Annotated in this window: 19 protein-coding genes; 16 read left to right on the forward strand and 3 right to left on the reverse strand. The window is 45.1% G+C overall.

Going from position 1 to position 16,922, the window contains the following annotated elements:
• Positions 1–31 precede the first annotated feature (31 nt).
• Genes fliL through flhB form a run of 8 tightly spaced genes read left to right on the forward strand, consistent with a single transcriptional unit; the run spans position 32 to position 5,541 of the window.
• Positions 32–526, forward strand: coding sequence for a flagellar basal body-associated protein FliL (fliL, locus tag HLM86_RS00965; RefSeq protein WP_170882157.1), 495 nt, complete (start codon positions 32–34; stop codon positions 524–526).
• 7 nt (positions 527–533) lie between these two features.
• Positions 534–1,586 (forward strand): flagellar motor switch protein FliM, encoded by a 1,053-nt coding sequence (gene fliM / locus HLM86_RS00970; protein WP_076585513.1) that lies wholly within the window; start codon positions 534–536, stop codon positions 1,584–1,586.
• A 23-nt stretch (positions 1,587–1,609) separates the two neighbouring features.
• Positions 1,610–2,041, forward strand: a complete 432-nt coding sequence (fliN, locus tag HLM86_RS00975) for a flagellar motor switch protein FliN (protein ID WP_076585511.1) — start codon at positions 1,610–1,612, stop codon at positions 2,039–2,041.
• 3 nt (positions 2,042–2,044) lie between these two features.
• Positions 2,045–2,464, forward strand: a complete 420-nt coding sequence (gene fliO, locus HLM86_RS00980; RefSeq protein WP_076585509.1) for a flagellar biosynthetic protein FliO — start codon at positions 2,045–2,047, stop codon at positions 2,462–2,464.
• Positions 2,451–3,323: a flagellar type III secretion system pore protein FliP gene (fliP, locus tag HLM86_RS00985; RefSeq protein WP_076585507.1), complete on the forward strand. Its 873-nt coding sequence runs from the start codon at positions 2,451–2,453 to the stop codon at positions 3,321–3,323. The genes fliO and fliP overlap by 14 nt, the downstream gene beginning before the upstream one ends.
• Positions 3,324–3,337: 14 nt before the next feature.
• On the forward strand, positions 3,338–3,607 hold the full coding sequence (gene fliQ / locus HLM86_RS00990; RefSeq protein ID WP_076585505.1) for a flagellar biosynthesis protein FliQ: 270 nt from the start codon (positions 3,338–3,340) through the stop codon (positions 3,605–3,607).
• Positions 3,608–3,618: 11 nt separating this feature from the next.
• Positions 3,619–4,401, forward strand: coding sequence for a flagellar biosynthetic protein FliR (fliR, locus tag HLM86_RS00995; protein WP_076585503.1), 783 nt, complete (start codon positions 3,619–3,621; stop codon positions 4,399–4,401).
• 9 nt (positions 4,402–4,410) lie between these two features.
• Positions 4,411–5,541, forward strand: a complete 1,131-nt coding sequence (flhB, locus tag HLM86_RS01000; RefSeq protein ID WP_170882156.1) for a flagellar biosynthesis protein FlhB — start codon at positions 4,411–4,413, stop codon at positions 5,539–5,541.
• Between the two features lie 35 nt (positions 5,542–5,576).
• On the opposite strand, the gene smrB is transcribed toward flhB, so the two are convergent.
• Positions 5,577–6,107: an endonuclease SmrB gene (gene smrB / locus HLM86_RS01005; protein WP_076585499.1), complete on the reverse strand. Its 531-nt coding sequence runs from the start codon at positions 6,105–6,107 to the stop codon at positions 5,577–5,579.
• Between the two features lie 62 nt (positions 6,108–6,169).
• Here smrB and prmB point away from each other — a divergent pair, with 62 nt between their 5' ends.
• Positions 6,170–7,102 (forward strand): 50S ribosomal protein L3 N(5)-glutamine methyltransferase, encoded by a 933-nt coding sequence (gene prmB, locus HLM86_RS01010; protein WP_170882155.1) that lies wholly within the window; start codon positions 6,170–6,172, stop codon positions 7,100–7,102.
• A 203-nt stretch (positions 7,103–7,305) separates the two neighbouring features.
• Positions 7,306–8,391 carry a chorismate synthase gene (gene aroC, locus HLM86_RS01015; protein WP_076585495.1) on the forward strand — a complete coding sequence of 362 codons (1,086 nt, stop codon included), beginning with the start codon at positions 7,306–7,308 and terminating at the stop codon, positions 8,389–8,391.
• A 77-nt stretch (positions 8,392–8,468) separates the two neighbouring features.
• On the opposite strand, the gene HLM86_RS01020 is transcribed toward aroC, so the two are convergent.
• Positions 8,469–9,092: a trimeric intracellular cation channel family protein gene (locus HLM86_RS01020; RefSeq protein WP_076585493.1), complete on the reverse strand. Its 624-nt coding sequence runs from the start codon at positions 9,090–9,092 to the stop codon at positions 8,469–8,471.
• Between the two features lie 216 nt (positions 9,093–9,308).
• On the opposite strand from HLM86_RS01020, the gene HLM86_RS01025 reads away from it, so the two are divergent.
• The 3 genes from HLM86_RS01025 (at position 9,309) to HLM86_RS01035 (ending at position 11,034) form a co-directional block, all read left to right on the forward strand.
• Positions 9,309–9,839, forward strand: coding sequence for an elongation factor P hydroxylase (locus tag HLM86_RS01025; RefSeq protein WP_076585491.1), 531 nt, complete (start codon positions 9,309–9,311; stop codon positions 9,837–9,839).
• A 251-nt stretch (positions 9,840–10,090) separates the two neighbouring features.
• The gene (locus HLM86_RS01030; protein ID WP_076585489.1) at positions 10,091–10,354 is read left to right on the forward strand and encodes a YfcL family protein; all 264 of its coding nucleotides are present in this window, start codon (positions 10,091–10,093) and stop codon (positions 10,352–10,354) included.
• Between the two features lie 140 nt (positions 10,355–10,494).
• Positions 10,495–11,034: an NADPH-dependent FMN reductase gene (locus HLM86_RS01035; RefSeq protein WP_076585487.1), complete on the forward strand. Its 540-nt coding sequence runs from the start codon at positions 10,495–10,497 to the stop codon at positions 11,032–11,034.
• 38 nt (positions 11,035–11,072) lie between these two features.
• Here the strand turns inward: HLM86_RS01035 and mnmC are convergent, their stop codons facing one another.
• Positions 11,073–13,091, reverse strand: coding sequence for a bifunctional tRNA (5-methylaminomethyl-2-thiouridine)(34)-methyltransferase MnmC2/FAD-dependent 5-carboxymethylaminomethyl-2-thiouridine(34) oxidoreductase MnmC1 (mnmC, locus tag HLM86_RS01040; protein ID WP_170882154.1), 2,019 nt, complete (start codon positions 13,089–13,091; stop codon positions 11,073–11,075).
• Positions 13,092–13,219: 128 nt separating this feature from the next.
• On the opposite strand from mnmC, the gene fabB reads away from it, so the two are divergent.
• From fabB to HLM86_RS01055, 3 genes are all read left to right on the forward strand, one after another.
• Complete coding sequence (gene fabB / locus HLM86_RS01045) at positions 13,220–14,431, forward strand: beta-ketoacyl-ACP synthase I (RefSeq protein ID WP_076585483.1); 1,212 nt, start codon at positions 13,220–13,222, stop codon at positions 14,429–14,431.
• Between the two features lie 213 nt (positions 14,432–14,644).
• Positions 14,645–15,778, forward strand: a complete 1,134-nt coding sequence (locus tag HLM86_RS01050; protein ID WP_076585481.1) for a 4-phosphoerythronate dehydrogenase — start codon at positions 14,645–14,647, stop codon at positions 15,776–15,778.
• Complete coding sequence (locus HLM86_RS01055) at positions 15,775–16,788, forward strand: aspartate-semialdehyde dehydrogenase (protein WP_170882153.1); 1,014 nt, start codon at positions 15,775–15,777, stop codon at positions 16,786–16,788. The genes HLM86_RS01050 and HLM86_RS01055 overlap by 4 nt, the downstream gene beginning before the upstream one ends.
• Positions 16,789–16,922: the final 134 nt, after the last annotated feature.

Raw genomic sequence — 16,922 nt, forward strand, 5'->3', positions numbered from 1 at the left:
GAAAAGTTAGCATATTAGAGATGGTACAGACATGGCAGACGAAGAAATAGAAACAGAAGCACCCAAAGGTAAAAGTAAACTTTTGATCATCATTATTGCCGCTGTTGTATTATTGCTTGGTGGTGGAGGTGCGGCTTTTTTCCTGATGGGGTCAGACGACGCAGCCGCTGATCAATCTTCTCAGCAGGCACTGGCTACACCCACTGAACCTGTATCTTATGTCAACATTGCGCAACCCTTTTTGTTTAATGTCACTGGTGATAAAAAAGATAGATTGGTTCAAATCAAAGTCCAGCTCATGGTCCGTGGTTCAGAAAATGAAAATTTGGCGCGTTACCACTCGCCGTTGGTTGAAAGTTCGTTACTGGGTACCTTTGCTTCTGCGACCGCCGATCAACTTCGGAGTGTCAATGGGAGAGTTGAGCTGAGAGAAAAAGCAACAGAAGATATAAAAGCGAGCTTGACTCGCGCAGTAGGGCAGCCCGTAATTGAACGAGTGCTGTTTACCGATTTTGTAATTCAGTAGGTGAAGCGTGACCGATCTATTAAGTCAAGACGAGATTGATGCGTTACTTCATGGCGTCGATGATGTTGATGATGGAGATGATGAGCAAGGTGGAGGAGCATCGGATCCGACCGTAGACTTCGACTTTTCATCTCAAGACCGTATTGTCCGTGGTCGAATGCCTACGCTCGAGTTGATCAATGAACGTTTTGCTCGTCATTTACGGATCAGTTTATTCAACATGTTGAGAAAAACCGCTGAGGTCTCAATCAACGGCGTCCAAATGATGAAGTTTGGCGAATACCAAAATACGTTGTACGTTCCTACCAGTTTAAATATGGTTAGGTTTCGCCCTTTGAAAGGGACGGCGCTTGTCACCATGGAAGCGCGACTGGTATTTATTTTGGTCGAAAACTTTTTTGGTGGTGATGGTCGTTTTCATGCCCGTATTGAGGGGCGTGAGTTTACCCCGACAGAACGTCGAATTGTACAACTATTGCTCAAGATAGTCTTTGAAGACTACAAAGAAGCGTGGTCCCCAGTCATGGGCGTTGAGTTCGAGTATTTGGATTCTGAGGTTAACCCAAGTATGGCGAATATCGTCAGCCCGACAGAAGTCATAGTCGTCAGTTCTTTCCATATTGAAGTCGATGGCGGTGGCGGTGATTTCCACGTTGTCATGCCTTATTCCATGGTTGAACCTATTCGAGAACTTCTTGATGCGGGTGTTCAATCGGACAAGATGGAAACAGATGTCCGATGGAGCTCGGCATTGAGAGAAGAAATCATGGATGTTCCGGTAAACTTCCGTGTTAATTTACTTGAACAAGATATTTCTCTGCGGGATCTTATGGAACTGCAGCCAGGCGATATTATTCCGATCACTATGCCGGAAAACGCGACCATGTTTGTTGAAGAGCTACCGACATTTAGAGTGAAAATGGGCCGTTCGAATGATCAACTTGCGGTTCAGGTATCGGAAGAAATTAAACGCCCAGATGTGGTGAAAACAGATATTGCTTTCCTTGGGAAAGATGTCATCTCTGAATTGGAAGAAGATGATGGTGAATATGAAGATTAACATTAAAACGATAGGTAACCGTTATGGAACCGAGTGAAGACCAAAAATTGGCCGATGAATGGGCTGCTGCTTTAGGAGAGGATCCAGATGCGCCGGATGTCGATGTCGATGAAGTTATGTCTGCTCAATTGGATGAGTTGGAGGATACATCACCGCCGGGATCACCTTCTGGATCGCCGATTTCAGAAGACGAACGACGTAAGCTAGACACGATTCTCGATATTCCAGTCACGATTTCAATGGAAGTTGGCCGATCACAAATCAGCATTAGAAACCTGCTTCAACTTAACCAAGGTTCCGTAGTCGAATTGGAACGTTTAGCAGGGGAGTCTCTGGACGTGTTAGTGAACGGTACATTAATCGCTCATGGTGAAGTCGTTGTCGTCAATGATAAATTTGGTATTCGTTTGACCGATGTGATTAGTCAGACCGAGCGAATTAAGAAACTAAGGTAGGGTATGAGCAGTTTGCTGAATCGATCTTCTCCGGCTTTTTTTGCCTTATTTTCGTCGTCTGTATTGGCTGAAGACAAGACGACGACCCCCTTGGACTGGGGGACCACATTTGGTTCACTCATCTTTGTGGTTGCCTTTATTTTATTTCTAGCCTGGTTGCTTAAACGTATGCGGGTTCCAGCCTTGATGACTCAAAGTGGCTTGAATGTCGTACGACAGATTTCAGTGGGTACCCGTGAGCGAGTCATGATAGTTCAAGCAGGTGAAGAACAGTTTCTTATCGGCGTTACTGCCCAGTCGGTTCAACTTATTTCTAAGCTGGAGAGCCCTTTGTCTCCAGAAGAGCTAAATAAGTCTGCTTTGGCGGGGAGCCCTTTTGCCAGTCAACTCACTCAATTGTTGAAAAAGAATGATAAACACTAATCGTATTATCGCTATTTTATTAAGCTTTTGGGTTGTACTGTTCTCGAGTGCAACTTGGGCAGAAGATGAGCTTGCGACACCGATACCGGATCGTGCGGCTTCTTCAGAATCGATGACTGTGTCAGCGATGGAAAAAGATCAAGGTGCAGCTCGGTCGGCTTCATCAGCAAGCTTTAGTGGTGGTGGCGGGATTCCAGCCTTCACGATGACAACCAACCCTGATGGCAGTGAAGACTATTCGATTAATCTTCAAATTCTGGCGTTAATGACCATGCTGGGTTTCTTACCAGCCATGGTCATCTTAATGACATCATTCACTCGAATTGTTGTGGTGATGTCCATTCTTCGTCAGGCGATGGGTTTACAGCAAACGCCGTCTAATCAGGTGATTATTGGTATTGCCATTTTTTTGACTTTTTTCATTATGTCTCCCGTACTGAACAAAATAAATGATACGGCCATCCAGCCCTATATCAATGAGCAGATCACGGCACGTGCGGCATTTGATTTGGCTCAAATTCCGATGAAGGATTTTATGCTCAAACAGACTCGGCTCAAAGATCTCGAAACGTTTGTTAACATCGCGGGCTCAACCGCCACAGAACCAGAGCAAGTCCCTATGGCAATTTTAATACCAGCGTTTATCACGTCTGAATTGAAAACCGCTTTCCAGATTGGCTTTATGTTGTTCCTGCCGTTTTTGATTATTGATCTTGTCGTTGCCTCGGTCTTGATGGCCATGGGTATGATGATGCTCTCACCCATGATTGTCTCCCTCCCGTTTAAGCTGATGTTGTTCGTATTGGTTGATGGATGGAACTTAATTTTATCAACCTTGGCGGGTAGTTTTGTTGCCTAGTAGCTGGGGGAAATATGACACCAGAAGTCTTTGTTGAGCTGTTCAGGGATGCACTTTGGATGGTACTTCTTATGGTCTGCGCCATCATCATACCTAGTCTATTAATTGGTTTGATTGTCGCTATTTTTCAGGCCGCGACCTCGATTAACGAACAAACCCTGAGTTTTTTGCCGCGTCTTATTGTCACTTTGCTGGCGCTAATGATGTTCGCTCACTGGATGACCCAGATTTTGATGGAGTATTTCTTCTCAATTATTGAACGTCTCCCTCTGGTCTTATATTAAGGCGGTTTGGGATGGAGTATCCAACAACCATTGTTCTGGAGTGGATAGCGAACTATTTTTGGCCATATACTCGCATTGCTGCAATGTTGATGGTGATGTCAGTTACCGGCGCTCGTTTTGTTTTTACGCGAGTACGTCTATACTTGGGTTTGGCAATTACCTTTGCGATTATACCCGCTCTCCCTACGGTACCTTCCACTATTGAACTACTTTCGTTTCAAGGGTTTATGACTGTTCTTGAACAGATTGTTATTGGTGTTGCCATGGGTACAGTGACGCAATTCATGATTCAGACTTTTGTTATTTTGGGACAGATCATCGGTATGCAATCCAGTCTTGGTTTTGCATCAATGGTTGATCCAGCAAATGGACAAAATACGCCACTCTTGGGACAGTTGTTTATGTTCCTCGCCACGATGTTTTTCCTTGCCACAGATGGCCACCTTAAGATGATCGTACTGGTGTCTATGAGCTTTAAATCATTGCCAATTGGCAGTGGTTCCTTAAACACCATTGATTTTAGAGAACTCGCCTTGTGGTTGGGAATTATGTTTAAAACGGCGTTGAGCATGTCTTTATCTGGCATTATTGCCTTACTGACCATCAACCTTTCTTTTGGTGTCATGACTCGAGCGGCACCTCAATTGAATATCTTCTCTTTGGGTTTTTCATTTGCGCTTATGGTTGGGTTATTACTTTGTTGGTATATCATCGCCGGTCTTTACAGTCACTATGAACTATTCTGGTTACAGGGAGAGCAGCAAGTGTGTCGTTTTATCAGGCTAGATTGTTAGGGGGCTAAAATGGCAGAGTCAGATGGTCAGGAACGTACCGAAGATGCCACGCCCAAACGCTTGCAACAGGCCAGAGAAAAAGGGCAGGTTGCTCGTTCAAAAGAGCTTGCATCGGTGTCGGTGTTGGTTGTTGGGGCGATAGCTCTTATGTGGTTCGGTGAATCTTTAGCAAGAGCTCTGTTGAGTGTAATGACTCGATTGTTTGATTTATCACGAGAAGAAATTTTCGACTTATCTAAGCTGTTCGATATATCCACGGGTGCATTGGCAATGTTGTTTGGGCCATTGATGCTGATATTAGTGGTCTTGTTTATTGCTGCCCTAGCTGGGGCAGCAGGTATTGGTGGGATCAGTTTTTCGGTTGAAGCGGCGATGCCGAAATGGTCAAAGATGAACCCTTTGAGTGGCCTGAAGAGAATGGTGGGGCTGCAAAGTTGGGTGGAATTGATTAAATCCATTTTAAAAGTAGCTCTTGTTTCAGGTGCGGCGTTTTATCTTATCAATGCAGCACAACAAGATCTGTTTCAGTTAAGTACGGATGTTTATCCGCAGAATATTTTTCACTCTTTGGAAATCTTGCTTGATTTTGTGTTGTTGATCAGTTGTTCGTTACTGATTGTCGTGGCTATCGATATCCCGTTTCAGATTTGGCAACATGCCAATCAGTTGAAAATGACCAAACAAGAAGTAAAAGACGAATATAAGGAAACTGAGGGTAAACCGGAAGTGAAAGGGCGTATTCGAATGCTGCAACGCGAGGCGGCGCAGCGAAGAATGATGGCGGAGGTCCCTCAGGCTGATGTTATTGTGACCAACCCCGAGCACTTTTCCATTGCGTTACGTTATAAACAAGATACGGATAAAGCCCCGATGGTTGTGGCCAAAGGCATCGACCATATGGCGCTTAAAATCCGGGAAGTGGCTCGTGAGCATGATATCTATGTTGTCCCCGCTCCACCACTGGCACGAGCGCTGTATCACTCTACAGAATTAGAACAGGAAATTCCTGATGGTTTGTTTACAGCAGTGGCTCAAGTTCTCGCCTATGTATTTCAGCTCAAGCAATATCGCAAGCGCGGAGGGCAAAGGCCGGATTTCAAATCGTCCGATTTACCCATTCCTTCTGAGTTAAGGCAGTAAATCTCGGACTTAAAGAGTCGTCTTAGCAACTGACGTTATTTCTCTGGGACCGACAGCAAGACGAGCAGAGCGCCATCGCCACCAAATTCTAATGGGGCCTGATGAAAAGCCATGACATCGGGGTGTTGTGCTAACCAAAGAGGGGTTTTTTGTTTCAGTATGTGTTTGCCAATACCGTGTTGTACGCAGGCACAGGTGGTTTCGTTCTTCACACAATAGGCGATCATCGCACCTAGTTCGCGTTTTGCCTCTTTTTGGGTCATTCCATGCATATCAAGAAATACGTCAGGGACATAGACGCCACGTCGTAAGCGTTTGACTTCGTAATGAGAGACATCGTCTCTGGCATAACGCGTTGGGCCTTCTTGATTGAGTAAAGGAACAAATTCATCAGAAAAATAAAACTCAGTATCGCTGGCCTCACGGGCGTTACGTTTACTCTCTTTTTGTTTAGTATTTTTTTTTGGTTGCTGGACTATGGTATCCTGTGGCAACTTTTTTACGCCTTGTACTGCATCCCTGAAAAGGGCGAAATCCTCATCAATTCCGGTGTCTTTTTTGCTCATTCGGTCATAAATACATAGTTAAAATGCGATTAGCAGTATTGTAGCGCTTTTCGGAGGCAATTTTGGATAAGATTTTTGTAGAAGAAGCAGTATCTGAGTTACACACGCTTCAAGATATGATTCGTTGGACAGTGAGTCGTTTTAACGCCGCGAACTTATTTTATGGTCACGGTACCGATAATGCTTGGGACGAAGCTGTGCAGTTAATCCTGCCAACGCTTTATTTACCGATTGATGTGCCTCCGCATGTATTGAGTTCCCGTTTAACAACGAGTGAACGCATGCGTATTGTGGAACGAGTAGTCAAACGGATCAATGAACGAACGCCAACCGCTTACCTGACTAACCGAGCGTGGTTTTGTGGTCTGGAATTTTTCGTCGATGAGCGAGTTTTGGTGCCGCGCTCACCCATAGGTGAATTAATTCAAGCGGAGTTTCAACCTTGGCTTGTTGAAGAACCGACACGGATTATGGATCTCTGCACGGGGAGCGGGTGTATTGCGATTGCTTGTGCTTATGCCTTCCCTGACGCAGAAGTGGATGCACTTGATATTTCGACAAATGCGCTTCAAGTCGCGGAACAAAACATTCAAGATCATGGTATGGAACAGCAGGTTTTCCCTATTCGTTCTGATTTGTTCCGTGATTTACCTCAAGAGAAGTACAACCTGATTGTGTCAAACCCTCCCTATGTGGATGAGGAAGACATGAACAGTTTACCGGAAGAGTTTACTCATGAGCCAGAGTTAGGGCTTGCTGCAGGCACCGATGGCCTGAAGTTGGTCCGTCGTATTCTTGCCAACGCTCCGGATTACTTAACTGACGATGGCATACTTGTATGTGAAGTCGGGAACTCTATGGTCCATATGATGGAACAATATGCTCATATTCCATTTACTTGGATTGAGTTTGAAAATGGTGGCCATGGAGTATTTATGTTGACGAGAGTGCAGATGTTACAACATAAAGAAGAATTTTCGCTTTATAAAGATTGATTGTACGCAAAGGTTACTCGCACACGCCATGTCAGCCTGTATTGTACTTGGTTCAGGCTTGGCGTTGTTTATGTACACCGAATGAGATTTAGGGGTTTACATCAAAGCGCAATAGAGAGACTATGAATTTATTAATTATTGCAGTGTAAACTTATGTATACAATCAAGTGAGGCTACATAAGTGAATAAAGTTTGAGGAATTCATGGCAGGAAACAGCATCGGACAACATTTTAGGGTCACAACATTTGGTGAAAGCCATGGTATTGCATTAGGGTGCATTATTGATGGTTGTCCACCAGGCCTTGAAATAACAGCGTCAGACATTCAAACTGATCTCGACCGTCGTCGGCCAGGGACTTCTCGCTATACGACAGCCCGTCGAGAGCCTGATGAAGTGAAAATCTTATCAGGTGTTTTTGAAGGAAAAACCACTGGGACTTCCATTGGTTTATTGATCGAAAACACGGATCAGCGTTCGAAAGATTACTCTGAAATTAAAGATAAATTTCGCCCTGGGCATGCAGATTATACCTACCATCAAAAATATGGTGTGCGCGATTACCGAGGGGGTGGGCGTTCTTCAGCGCGTGAAACCGCAATGCGTGTTGCCGCAGGGGCGATTGCCAAAGCCTACTTAAAACAAGAGTTTGGTGTTGAAATTCGCGCCTACCTAGCGCAGATGGGAGAGGTTTCCATTGATAACGTGGATTGGGATGAAATAGAAAATAATCCTTTCTTTTGCCCAGATGCCAGTAAAGTTGAACAATTTGACCAGTTGATCCGTGATCTTAAGAAGCAAGGAGATTCGGTTGGCGCCAAAATTCAGGTTGTCGCGACCAACGTTCCTGTTGGGCTCGGTGAGCCAGTGTTTGATCGACTTGACGCGGATATTGCTCACGCTTTAATGAGTATTAATGCCGTGAAAGGTGTGGAGATTGGTGACGGCTTTGATGTAGTGAGTCAAAAAGGGAGCGAACATCGTGACGAAATGACCCCAGATGGTTTTGCAAGTAATCATGCAGGTGGCATTCTCGGCGGGATTTCTACTGGACAAGACATTATTGCCAATATTGCATTAAAACCTACATCGAGCATTACTGTACCTGGTCAAACCATCACTAAAACAGGTGAGAAAACACAATTGATTACCAAAGGTCGCCACGATCCCTGCGTCGGTATTCGAGCAGTGCCGATTGCGGAAGCGATGCTAGCGATTGTGGTTCTCGATCACTTGCTGCGTCATCGTGGGCAAAACCATGGTGTCGCGACAGAGACACCATACATTTAGTCAAATCACCAAAAGGACTGCGTCAAGTGAGTCCTTTTGGTGCAAAGTTCAACGGCGTATTTTCTTTTGTAATACGCTTAATGAAGCGAGCCTTCGCTATCAAAGTGAAACGAGGGCAATCGCCACTTGAATCGGACGGCAGCCATTCTTAGGAGGTAGCCGATGACCAGAGTCAATCCTGTCGAGATTACATCATTGACGCCACACTCTAAAAGAACAAGATATAACCCGGAGGCTATTAGAGCGACAGAAGCATACAGCTCTTGGTGAAGAACGAGCGGTGTTTGACGACAAATCAGGTCACGCAACAGGCCACCAAATACGCCGGTTACTAGGGCTGAGACCATGCAAATAATGACATGGAGGCCCATTCCCATGGCGACTTTTGTACCGATAAGGCTGAATACAATAAGACCCAAGGCATCTAAACGTATAAATAGCCCTTTTAATTTGATTACCCACTTTGCTAGCCCCGTTGTCACGACACCAGCAAGGCAAGTGATCACAAGAAACTCTGGGTTTTCAACCCAACCTAGAGGGTAGTGGCCTAGCAAAATATCACGCACTGTTCCACCACCAATCGCAGTCGCACTGGCGACTAACATGACGCCAAACCAATCCATTTTTCTGCGACCTGCACTTAAAGCGCCGGTCATGGCCTCAGCCGTGATGCCAATGATATATAGAATGCTCAATAACATTGTCTGCCCTTAATCCGCTTACTGATAGGTAGTTATCAGTCATGGTGATTTCCAACGGCAGTGTAATCTGAAATGTGACCTGTGACGAATGAGATTTTGTAGATGTGAACTGAAGATTTACATTATTTATTCTAATATCAATAATAGGGTGAAGGATTGCATTTAAGAGAAAAAATGCGAAAATATGGGCGCTAGGCCTGACCGTTGATCTAAACCATGAACCATCATTATAAAGACCTGATTACCATTTTTAACGTGACCTTTCTTGCCGAATATAATACTCGCTTAGAGCGTGGGGGGCAGGAACCTATTTATTTACCCGCCAACGAACTGGCTATGAATCATCGCATTTTTTTCGCGAATGGTTTTTATGCGTCCGCTTTGCATGAAATTGCCCATTGGTGTGTGGCGGGTCCAGAACGTCGTTTACTTGAAGATTTCGGTTACTGGTATGAGGCTGATGGTAGGACTCGAGATCGTCAGGCCGAGTTTGAGAAGGTTGAAGTTCGTCCTCAGGCTTATGAGTGGATCTTCTCATTAAGCGCGGGGTTTGCCTTCTCTGTCAGCTGCGATAATTTAAACGGTGATTTTGAGCCCGATCGATTTGCTTTTATGAAAAAAGTCCATCGAGAAGTGGAAGGGCTATTTGAACAGGGTTTCCCCGATCGAGTTCTTCGATTTTCGCAAGCGCTGCGAGCGTTTTATCGTACGCCAAAGCTGACTTTTTCTATGTTTGAAGTCGAGTAGGCAGACTTCTGAAGCGGCTAGGCTTAGAGTACCGATTGGAGCAATCCGTTTTACGATGAGTTCATTGGTCTCCTTGTCGCCTTAGCACGTGTTTTTATTCTGTTTCCCTTGGATTTTCTGCGTTTAACTGACGACGGTATACACTATGCTGTCGTCTTTAGCCCTGTTTTGCTTAGTGTTTGCGTTGGATTTCTCAATGTGAGAAGCTTGATGTTCTTTTTGAGAATCAAACTGAATTAGGCGTGAGCAACATGATTATTGAATATGAAGAGCAGCTTTTTGAGCTAATTGACGCTCGTATTTCTTCGGCATCTGATGATGAGCTCTTTGCTGGTGGTTATCTGAGGGGACACATTGCCCTATCAGCGGCGGCATGTGAAGAAGACGGGACCAATGACGTCAAGATTTTGAAAGCGCGAGTCAAAGCAAGCTTAGATGATGCGCGCTCAGAGCTCACTCCTGCTGACCGTATTATCGTCAACGATTTATGGCAAGAGTTGGTCAATAACATTTAATCCAGCACACTATTTATTACAATCTATAAGGGCTTGTTCGAAGATTTCGAACAAGCCCTTATAGATTTTAGAGTTGTTGTTTTTGTTAACGGAAGATAACCTAGTGGTCATATTTCGGCATAGATAAAAGGAGTAATACTATGAAAATCATCGCTTTTGGAGCATCAACCAGCTCCACATCCATTAATAAAAAACTAGCGATCTACGCAGCGCAGCAAATTCAGGGAGCAGAGGTCACAGTTCTTGATCTCAATGATTACCAAGTCCCCATGTTTAGTGAAGATACCGAGAAAGAAATTGGTCAGGCCGAAGGGGCAAAGCAATTTCTCAACGACTTATCACAAGCTGACGCCATGGTTGTTTCGTTTGCTGAACACAATGGCTCTTACCCAGCTGCCTACAAAAATCTATTTGATTGGGCTACCCGAATTGAACGCAACGTTTTCCAAGAAAAGCCCGTTGTTTACCTTTCGACATCACCGGGTGCGGGGGGCGGGCAGTCAGTATTAGCGGCGGCAACTGGTTCAGCGCCTTATTTTGGAGCGAAATTGAAAGCGTCGCTTTCTGTTCCTAACTTTTATGAAAATTTTGATTTGGAGAAGGGAGCCTTCCGCAACCAAGATATCGCGCTTGAAATCAGACAAGCGGTGGAACAACTAACGCAACCTACCGAAAGTTAATGGAAACGCCTCTTTTAAAGAGGCGTTTTTGCAATGGGTTAATATTCGGTCATGGCCTTGCCTTTTCGCAGTTTTCTTACCCACATGCGACTTGGGTGTAATTGTTCGAGGACATCGATTGGCAGCGGTAGAGGGTCACCACATATTTGAGACGCGAGTGTTTCTGCGAGTAGGGGCGATGAACTCAGACCGCGTGAACCCAGTCCCAGCATACAAAATAGGTTTGGATAGATAGGCACGTTTTTCGCCTGATCCTGATTCGTTTTCTGTAGATTTTGGTAAACAGCTTTAGTTTGGCCCAAATCACCGACATTTCCAATGAACGGCAGGTGGTCACGACTGACACAACGAATACCTTGTCGTGATTGATTCCCAGAAGTGTTGACTTGTTTTGGCCATTCTTGATTGGGTATACATTTTCGTAGCTTATCGCCGTTGGTCTGCTGTGCCGCCGGATCAAACAAATGATCGAGATTGTTGCGGTCGTAGCTTGCGCCAACGCAATGATAGCGTGTCGCGGGGTTGACTGGAGTCATATAACCATCGTAACACAGTACGGTGTTGATCTTTTGCAAGTCATCGTTGGTGGGGACATGGCTCACTTGCCCTTTAACTTGTCCAAGTGGGATATGGGATGTTTGCTCTAGTTGGGCAAATTGGTGGCCATTGGCGACGACTACAGTGTCATGGATAAAACGCTTTTCACCACTGACCAAAGCCCAATTGTTATTGTTTTTATCCCATTCCAATGCTTGAATCTTGGTTGCAAACTGCGCCTTAAAGCTTGGTATTGAAGACAGTTGTGTCATTAAACCTTGAGTCATTTGCACAGGGCTGAGCCATCCGCCAAGCGGATAATGAACACTCGCGACGTCGATAGGGAGTCCGATTTTTTCACTAGTTTGTTGTGCATCTAGACGATGAACCAGTTGAGTGTCAAAGTTGCCTTGCAGCATTCTTTCGAGCTTAACTTCCGCCTCATCATTCCACATAAGCTGCGTAACGCCACACCAATCATACTCAAATTCTATGGTTTCAGCGATTTGTTCAACAAATTGCTTGGCAAATAGAAAGGCGGGCGCAAAGACTCTTGATACGCCTTGATGTGAACCATTTAATAGCGGGTATACGGCGCCTTGATGATTGCCAGATGCTCCTTGAGCGGCCAATTCATCCTGACAGTAAAGAGTCACGTTTTTGCCACGACGAATGAGGGCCTTGGCTAGAGTTGCGCTCGCAATGCCGCCGCCAATAATAGCAATGGTGTCACTTGCACTGCTTGTTTGTCGATGAAACCAAGGTTTATAATTGGTTTGTTTGATTTTGTTCGTCAAACGGCCAGCAAGCATGTCTCGTTTGGTTCCAAACCCTTTGACTTTTTTGATATCAAAGCCCGCGTCAATTAAACCGCGACGAACAAACCCTGCTGCGGTGAAGGTAGCGCAGGTACAATCTATTCTTGCCAGTTTTGCCATTGAGTCAAACAAATCTTGATTCCACATGTCGGGGTTTTTGCTAGGTGCAAATCCGTCCAAGAACCAAGCGTCAACGAACCCTTCCTCAGTGACAGGTACCATGGGCATGCAATTTTTTATATCACCAAACCATAGGTCGAGTGTAATGGCCCCGTCTTCCAAGATTACTCGGTGACATTCAGGAACCGCAATCGGGTAATGTTTTTGCAACTTCTCCGCATAGTTTGCCAGCTCCGGCCATGCATTATGGGCTTTTATGAGGTCTATTTGGCTCAAGGGATATTTCTCAAAGCTCACGAAATGCAGTTCTTTGAGTGGCGAATCTGGATTCTGCTGCTTAAATAAATCAAACCATTGCCAAACGGCTAAGAAATTTAAGCCTGTGCCAAATCCTGTTTCAGCAATAACAAAGCGGCGTTGGTCATATGTTTGCCATCTTTGAGAGAGATGATTCTGGTGTAAAAAGACGTATCGGGTTTCTTCCAAACCGTTAACGTTTGAAAAATAGACGTCATCAAACTGGTCTGAAACCGGTGTTCCAGCATCGTTCCAGCCTAGTTGAGCATTGGTTATTGAGGTCATAGAGTCGGAAATATGTGAATAAAGACTAGAATATGATTGCAATTGTACGGTTTTAAGGGAAAGCTGACCACTTTTCTCCGCTATCTTAGTTATTATCTAGCGGATTTTTGAATTATAGGAATGTCATAATGAAACGAGTCGTAATCACCGGTATGGGTATTGTTTCAAGTATCGGTAACAACGTCGAAGAAGTTTTAGCGTCTCTAAAAGCAGGTAAATCTGGTATTACTGCCTCTGAGCAGTTTAAAGAACAAGGTCTACGTTCGCAGGTTTGGGGTGATCTGAAAATCAACCCAGCAGAGCATATTGACCGTAAACAGATGCGCTTTATGGGTGATGCGGCTGCGTATGCATACCTATCCATGCAGCAAGCAATCGAAGATGCTGGCCTGACTGAAGAACAGGTTTCTAACGACCGCACAGGTATCGTAGCAGGTTCTGGTGGCGCATCTGCACTGAACCAAGCGCTAGCTGTTGATACTATGCGAGCGAAAGGAGTGAAACGAGTGGGTCCTTACATGGTCCCTCGTACCATGTCTTCTACGGTTTCTGCGTGTCTTGCAACGCCATTTAAAATTCGTGGCGTAAACTACTCAATGAGCTCAGCTTGTGCGACCTCTGCACACTGTATCGGCCACGCGATGGAGCTTATCCAGCTTGGTAAACAAGACGTCGTATTCGCTGGTGGGGGTGAAGAGCTAGATTGGTCTCAAACTATGATGTTTGATGCAATGGGCGCACTATCAACTAAGTACAACGAAACGCCAGATAAAGCTTCTCGTACTTACGATGCAGATCGTGATGGCTTCGTTATCTCTGGTGGCGGCGGTATGCTGGTTATCGAAGAGCTTGAACACGCTTTGGCTCGTGGCGCAAAAATCTATGGAGAGGTTGTTGGTTACGGCGCAACTTCTGATGGCTATGACATGGTTGCGCCATCTGGTGAAGGCGCAGTACGTTGTATGAAAATGGCGATGCAAGACGTGGACAAAATTGACTACGTAAATACGCACGGCACATCAACGCCCGTTGGTGATGTAAAAGAGTTAGGTGCGATTCAAGAGTTATTTGGTGACAACAGCCCTGCAATCTCTGCAACAAAAGCGATGACTGGTCACGCTCTAGGTGCTGCTGGTGTTCACGAAGCCATTTACTCAACGCTCATGCTAGATAACAGCTTTATCGCACCAAGTATTAACGTTGAAGCGTTAGATGAAGCTGCGAATGGTCTAGATATTGTGACTGAGAAGCGTGACGCAGAGTTAACGACAGTGATGTCAAACAGTTTTGGTTTTGGTGGCACTAACGCGACGCTAGTCATCAAGAAATACCAAGGCTAACGGATCGTAGACACCATTTTTGATGAAATGGTGTCGGTCTTTGGGCTGTGCTTTTGTGGTACAGACATGGACAGATTGAGAGTGGTTCAAACCCCCAGTATTCTCTAAATGTGCCCGGCTATTGCTGGGCATTTTTCTTTATCAGTAAGTGCTCGACAGGTTACTTGCTTTTCTGCACAATCATGCCAATCACAACTGAATTTTATTATAAACATGAAAATCCTAATTGATGAAAACATGCCCTATGCTGAATCACTTTTCAGTCAACTGGGCGAGGTGGTTTTAAAACCGGGGCGGACATTTACAGCGGATGATCTGATTGACGTTGATGCATTAATGATTCGTTCTGTTACCAAGGTTGACGCTAAACTCCTTTCAAAAGCAAACAAATTGTCATTTGTCGGAACCGCGACGGCTGGCATGGATCATGTTGAGCAAGAAACATTAAAAGAGAAAGGCATCTTTTTCACTGCTGCGCCAGGTTGTAACAAAGTGGGTGTGGCAGAATACGTGTTTAGTGTGATGACGGTATTGTCGCAGCAGCGAGGTTTTTCTTTATTTGATAAAACAGTGGGCATTGTTGGTGCCGGTCAGGTCGGTAGCTACCTTCAACATTGTTTAGAAGGGATGGGCATTCGGGTTATGTTGAATGACCCTCTAAAACAAGCACAAGGCGATCCACGTGCCTTCACGCCTTTAGATGAGTTGCTCTCTCAATCAGATATCATTACTCTTCACACACCGATGACACGCTCTGGTGAGCACCCCTCGTATCACTTGATCAATGAATGTGTCTTAAATGCGTTACGTGGCGACCAGATTTTGATCAACGCGGCCCGAGGAGCTGTTGTCGATAATCAAGCACTTAAGGCTAGATTGTTGCAAAACGATGGTTTTATTGCGGCTCTGGATGTTTTTGAATTCGAGCCGGAGGTTGATATGGAACTCTTGCCTCTGTTAGCATTCGCCACCCCTCACGTTGCAGGTTACGGTCTAGAAGGAAAAGCACGTGGTACGACGATGATTTTCAATTCTTATTGTCAGTTCCTAGGCAACACATTACGAGCCAATGCGAGTGATTTGCTGCCAGTCGCCCCAGTGCCACGATTGGTTTTGGATCGTGAATGGGATGAAGCTACGCTGCATAGTATTACACAGCTAGTCTATGATGTGCGTAAAGACGATGCCTTGTTCCGTCGTGAGATCAGTCGTTCAGGTGCCTTTGACCTGATGAGAAAAAACTACTGGGATCGCAGAGAATATAGCGCCGTCACATTGGTGGGTGATGATTCATGTCGTCTACCACCATTAGAAAAACTAGGTTTTCAGGTTGAGGTAAATCAATGAGCCAGCAATATAACGTTGCCGTTTTAGGCGCAACCGGCGCAGTCGGTGAAACTATTCTAGAAGTACTACAAGAACGTAAGTTCCCAGTTGGTGAAATTTTTTTGTTGGCAAGTGAACGTAGCGAAGGAAAAACGCATCGTTTTAATGGTAAAACGATTTACGTAGAAGATGTTGAAAAGTTTGATTGGTCACAAGTTCATATTGCTTTGTTTTCAGCGGGTGGGGAACTATCCGCCAAGTGGGCGCCTATTGCTGCAGATGAAGGTGTTGTTGTGATTGACAACACATCGCAGTTTCGTTACGAGTACGATATTCCGTTGGTGGTGCCTGAGGTTAACCCTGAAGCGATCGCAGAATTTCGCAATCGAAACATTATAGCTAACCCAAATTGTTCGACCATCCAAATGTTGGTGGCGTTGAAGCCAATACATGATGCCGTCGGTCTTGAAAGAATCAATGTCTCCACTTATCAGTCGGTTTCTGGTGCCGGTAAGGCAGGCATTGATGAATTGGCGGGGCAGACGGCAAAACTACTCAATGGTACGCCAGCAGAGAGTGAGCAGTTTTCGCAGCAAATCGCATTCAACTGTATTCCGCAGATTGACCAATTCATGGAAAATGGTTACACACGAGAAGAAATGAAGATGGTGTGGGAAACACAGAAAATCTTTAATGACTCGGGAATAACGGTTAATCCGACCTGCGTTCGTGTGCCCGTATTCTATGGCCACGCAGAAGCGATTCATCTAGAGACCTGCTCACCCATTGATGCACAGGAAGTGACTAACTTACTTGAGCAGCAAGAGGGTATTGAAGTCTTCCATGGCGAGGATTTTCCGACTCAGGTCCGCGATGCTGGTGGTAAAGACCACATAATGGTTGGTCGTATTCGTAATGATATTAGCCATCACAGTGGAGTAAACTTGTGGGTTGTGGCTGACAATGTTCGAAAAGGAGCCGCGACGAACGCAGTCCAAATTGCTGAGATTTTGATTCGCGATTATTATTAAGCGACACAGCAGATAGACAATCAGGCCCCACTCTTCAGTGGGGCTTTTTTAATCAGAATCGAATATTTTATGTGAGATTCGTGCGATTATGGCGCCAGCCACACATTTTTTCGCACTGCGCCTATAGTTTTAGC

It is taken from the genome of Vibrio ostreicida (assembly GCF_013074385.2).
GTDB classification, from domain to species: Bacteria; Pseudomonadota; Gammaproteobacteria; order Enterobacterales; family Vibrionaceae; genus Vibrio; species Vibrio ostreicida.

Coding starts and splice junctions, on each gene's coding strand:
- fliL (WP_170882157.1), top strand. CDS start 32: ATGGCAGACGAAGAAATAGAAACAGAAGCACCCAAAGGTAAAAGTAAA.
- fliN (WP_076585511.1), top strand. CDS start 1,610: ATGGAACCGAGTGAAGACCAAAAATTGGCCGATGAATGGGCTGCTGCT.
- fliO (WP_076585509.1), top strand. CDS start 2,045: ATGAGCAGTTTGCTGAATCGATCTTCTCCGGCTTTTTTTGCCTTATTT.
- fliP (WP_076585507.1), top strand. CDS start 2,451: ATGATAAACACTAATCGTATTATCGCTATTTTATTAAGCTTTTGGGTT.
- fliQ (WP_076585505.1), top strand. CDS start 3,338: ATGACACCAGAAGTCTTTGTTGAGCTGTTCAGGGATGCACTTTGGATG.
- fliR (WP_076585503.1), top strand. CDS start 3,619: ATGGAGTATCCAACAACCATTGTTCTGGAGTGGATAGCGAACTATTTT.
- flhB (WP_170882156.1), top strand. CDS start 4,411: ATGGCAGAGTCAGATGGTCAGGAACGTACCGAAGATGCCACGCCCAAA.
- smrB (WP_076585499.1), bottom strand. CDS start 6,107: ATGAGCAAAAAAGACACCGGAATTGATGAGGATTTCGCCCTTTTCAGG.
- aroC (WP_076585495.1), top strand. CDS start 7,306: ATGGCAGGAAACAGCATCGGACAACATTTTAGGGTCACAACATTTGGT.
- HLM86_RS01020 (WP_076585493.1), bottom strand. CDS start 9,092: ATGTTATTGAGCATTCTATATATCATTGGCATCACGGCTGAGGCCATG.
- HLM86_RS01025 (WP_076585491.1), top strand. CDS start 9,309: ATGAACCATCATTATAAAGACCTGATTACCATTTTTAACGTGACCTTT.
- HLM86_RS01030 (WP_076585489.1), top strand. CDS start 10,091: ATGATTATTGAATATGAAGAGCAGCTTTTTGAGCTAATTGACGCTCGT.
- HLM86_RS01035 (WP_076585487.1), top strand. CDS start 10,495: ATGAAAATCATCGCTTTTGGAGCATCAACCAGCTCCACATCCATTAAT.
- mnmC (WP_170882154.1), bottom strand. CDS start 13,091: ATGACCTCAATAACCAATGCTCAACTAGGCTGGAACGATGCTGGAACA.
- fabB (WP_076585483.1), top strand. CDS start 13,220: ATGAAACGAGTCGTAATCACCGGTATGGGTATTGTTTCAAGTATCGGT.
- HLM86_RS01050 (WP_076585481.1), top strand. CDS start 14,645: ATGAAAATCCTAATTGATGAAAACATGCCCTATGCTGAATCACTTTTC.
- HLM86_RS01055 (WP_170882153.1), top strand. CDS start 15,775: ATGAGCCAGCAATATAACGTTGCCGTTTTAGGCGCAACCGGCGCAGTC.